This is a genomic window from Pseudoalteromonas sp. ESRF-bin5, from assembly GCF_002632075.1.
GTDB classification, from domain to species: domain Bacteria; phylum Pseudomonadota; class Gammaproteobacteria; order Enterobacterales; family Alteromonadaceae; genus Pseudoalteromonas; species Pseudoalteromonas marina.
In genome coordinates this window covers 1-3,728 of record NZ_NTLW01000121.1, presented here as the reverse complement: position 1 = coordinate 3,728, position 3,728 = coordinate 1, and the positions used below count along the sequence as shown (strand labels likewise).

Sequence of the window (3,728 nt, the reverse complement as noted above, 5' to 3'; positions counted from 1 at the left end):
GGGCAGTTTCCTACCGGGTTTGATCCATCAATTATGTATAACAGCCGTTATCAGCCACGCGGTTTGCAAGCCACCATATTTGCTGCAAACGATGCGATTAAATCAACAGGCCTTGATTGGCAACGCATAATGAATAGCGTAGAGCCAGATAAAATTGGTACTTATTCAGCCTCGGTTATTGGCCAAATGGACGACAAAGGATTAGGCGGTTTAGTTAAAGCACGCCAGCAAGGCGATCGTGTTAGTACAAAGCAATTAGCACTTGGCTTAAACACGATGTCGACTGATTTTATAAACGCCTACGTTACAGGTAATGTAGGTACTACGTTTTCTACCTCGGGTGCATGTGCCACATTTTTATATAACTTACGCGCTGCAGTAAACGATATTCAAGCAGGGCGCACCCGTGTTGCGGTGGTAGCAAGTGTTGAATGCGCTATTACGCCTGAAGTGGTAGAAGGCTTTGGTAATATGAGCGCCCTTGCAAATGTTGAAGGCCTGCGCCGTTTAGATAACTTAAGTAGTGAACAAGAGCCCGATTACCGTAAAAGCAGCCGCCCATTTGGCGAAAACTGTGGTTTTACATTAGGTGAAGGCGCACAAGTCACTATTTTAATGGATGATGCATTAGCACTTGAGCTTGGTGCAGATATTATGGGCTCAGTACCTGATGTATTTGTAAATGCCGATGGCATTAAAAAATCAATCACCTCACCGGGTCCGGGTAACTACATTACAATGGCTAAATCTGCGGCATTGGCAACAAGCTTATTGGGTAAAGAGGCGCTACAAAAGCGTAGCTTTATTTTAGCGCATGGTTCTAGCACGCCGCAAAATAGAGTAACAGAATCTCTTATTTACCATAAAGTGGCACAAACCTTTGCCATTGATAGCTGGAAAGTAACGGCGCCAAAAGCTTATGTAGGGCATACAATTGCCCCCGCAAGTGGCGATCAACTTGCTATTGCGCTGGGGGTATTTAGCCATAATATTATGCCGGGTATTACTACCATAGATAAAGTGGCCGACGATGTTTATGCAGATCACTTAGATATACGTAACAGCCATTACGACTGTGGCGACATGGACATCGCCTTTATAAACTCAAAAGGTTTTGGCGGTAATAACGCCACAGCTACAGTACTTAGCGCTAAAGTAACACTACAAATGCTTGCTAAGCGCCATGGTGATAAAGCGATGAGTGATTACGCTTATAAAAATACATCCGTTGTTGCTTTGCAAAATACCTATAAAGCGCAAGCTGACCTTGGTAAGTACGAATTAGTATATCGTTTTGGTGATGGCGCCATTGACGATAACGACATTGTAATTGGCGAAGACGGAATAGAGCTTCCTGGTTTTGATAAAGCAATTTCGTTTAATACAACCCACTCCTATCAAGATATGTTTTAAGCACACATACTTGAAACCCAAGGCGCTTAATAAAGCGCCTTTTTTATATTTATTAGCCTATAGTTAAATTTTGGTTAGTTATAAATATAAGCTTGCATCTTTTTATAATGTTTGTTTCTATAATAGCTACTTTGCGTTCTAGGATGGATAATCAAATGAAAAAACTCTCTATAGCTCTTTCTATATTACCTGCGTTAACTTGTGTGCCAGTAATGGCAGATTTTGTGCCAGCTGAAGTTGTTAAGGACAACTACAATAAACAAACAAATACATCTTCTCGTGTGTCACGCTTTGAAGGCTTAAATTTAAGTAGTTATGTTGTGAATGAAAGCGGTCAGGTTAGTGATATAGAAATTGTTGCATCTATCGGGCAAGACAAATACAAAAGAGAAGTTGTTGAGTATGTGTCAAAACTAAATTACAAGAGTGCTCAGGTCGATGGTAAAGCTGTGCCTAGTGCCAAGCTTATTACAGTGACTTCTCAAAACCTGCACTTGGGGTACACTAACGACAAAGCAACGCATGGCTTTTTTAATGATTATGAAACGGCAAGTAATCTAATTAATGAAAAAAAATTAGACGAAGCGCAAATTAAAATAATAGAGCTAGAACGCGACCATGCTAAAAATACTGTTGAAATAGTATTACTTTCATGGCTAAAAAGTCAGCATAGCTACTTTACCCAAGATTGGATTGGCTTTGATAAACATATTAATAATGCATTTTTATTTAGAGATAATTTACCAGATCAGATTAAAGTGCGAGTGGTAAAAAATGCTTTGCAATGGTTTATATCTAAACAGGACTACGTGCGCGCTTATGATGCAATTGATGCCCTAGGAAATATTAAAGCCTTTGTTTTTACAGATGAAAACAAGCAGCAGTTGCTAGCTCAAGTTAATGATATTTATAAAAATTCAGGCGATATAAACCAACAAATAGCTATTGAGACAGATCAAGCTGTTATGCCTTTACTGTCTAAAAGTGAGGTTGTGCTTGAGTCAACAATGCCACTTAGCAAGGTTCAACTGCGCTGTGAAAATAAAGTGGTAAATTACAACACAAGCGCTATTGATAAAATTGTCATTTCTAAATATGATTTACGTTGCGGGTTATTAATTAAAAGTGCGCAAGCACAAACAGTAACGCTAAAACAAAGTGGAAATGCTTTTTTGTAAAGACCAAAAAAATATTTTTATTTAAAACCCCATATATAACGATGGGGTTTTTACTTTTAAGCTATATTACTTCAATTTTTTTACATACCTGAGCGTTATAAAGTTAATAATAGCTAGCAAAATGGCTACTTCATATCGGTTATTTGCTACAGCAATACCAATTAATCCCATATTCCATATGCTCGCTGCTGTCGCAGTACCTGATGTTGACTGGTTATTTTTCAAAATTGCGCCACCACCAATAAAACCAATACCTGTTATTATTCCTTGTAACATTTTAGATTGTGCTTCAGATGAGTCTAGTACCGACATGGCTATAAGTGCATACCCACACGATGCAACTGCTACTAACGGAAATGTTCTTAGTCCAGCGCCGTCTTTACTTCGCTCTCTATCGTAGGCCATTGGCAAGGCTAGGGCGTAGGCAATACCTAAATGAATTAAGTTATCTAAGATTTCATTCCACTGTAAATCAAATTCCATTGCGATTCTCTATTAAAAAACTTAACTTACAAAAGCAATTGCCACGCCAATTATAAAAACATTTAAAATCAATGTATTGTTTTTTATTTTAGGTTGATTTAGATCATATTTAGTAAAATGTACACATTGGTTTATCACTTTTACTTAATGTATTTACAGGTGTATTTAAATTGGTTTTACAACTTTTTACAGTCTTAATTTTATAAACGTATAGTATAAATCCATGCTTTTAGAGGATGAAACTATGAAATTATTATTAACACTATTAATAAGTGTGTACTTAAGTGGTTGCACGGTGGCAGGAGTTTTAATAGATGGGCATGCTCAAAATAACGATAAATTAAATCAAAATATGAATAGCAAAGCTCGTTCAGACCCTTACAAAGATCCATTCAAACCCATTCCAAAAGATAGAGAAGGGTTTTCTTTTACAAAGTTTGAATCGCCCCGAGTTCATCGGAGACCAGTTTGTTTAAGTCAGGCCACTTTACCTGACTCGTTTAAATTATCATAGTAGTCTGTTTCATATTGAGCTGGTGAAATATACCCAATTGAAGATAATAAGCGTTGATTATTAAACCAATTGACCCACTCTAACGTTGCGTATTCAACAGCATCAACATTCTTCCACGGGCCATTTCTGCGAATAATCTC

4 protein-coding genes are annotated in these 3,728 nt (G+C 37.6%); 2 read left to right on the top strand and 2 right to left on the bottom strand.

Features of this window, described 5'->3' with window-relative positions:
• Both BCG07_RS06210 and BCG07_RS06205 read left to right on the top strand, forming a co-directional pair.
• Positions 1-1,413: beta-ketoacyl synthase (locus BCG07_RS06210; protein ID WP_286889320.1), on the top strand; the 1,413-nt coding region annotated here is incomplete at its 5' end.
• Between the two features lie 155 nt (positions 1,414-1,568).
• Complete coding sequence (locus tag BCG07_RS06205) at positions 1,569-2,591, top strand: energy transducer TonB (RefSeq protein ID WP_138741184.1); 1,023 nt, start codon at positions 1,569-1,571, stop codon at positions 2,589-2,591.
• 66 nt (positions 2,592-2,657) lie between these two features.
• On the opposite strand, the gene BCG07_RS06200 is transcribed toward BCG07_RS06205, so the two are convergent.
• Both BCG07_RS06200 and BCG07_RS06195 read right to left on the bottom strand, forming a co-directional pair.
• Positions 2,658-3,074 carry an MgtC/SapB family protein gene (locus BCG07_RS06200; protein ID WP_006794759.1) on the bottom strand — a complete coding sequence of 139 codons (417 nt, stop codon included), beginning with the start codon at positions 3,072-3,074 and terminating at the stop codon, positions 2,658-2,660.
• Between the two features lie 477 nt (positions 3,075-3,551).
• Positions 3,552-3,728 (bottom strand): IS3 family transposase (locus BCG07_RS06195; RefSeq protein ID WP_286889322.1); only part of this gene is annotated, 177 nt, incomplete at its 5' end.

Bases quoted from the DNA above. Each gene is read 5' to 3' on its own strand.
- BCG07_RS06205 (WP_138741184.1), top strand. From the start codon at position 1,569: ATGAAAAAACTCTCTATAGCTCTTTCTATATTACCTGCGTTAACTTGT.
- BCG07_RS06200 (WP_006794759.1), bottom strand. From the start codon at position 3,074: ATGGAATTTGATTTACAGTGGAATGAAATCTTAGATAACTTAATTCAT.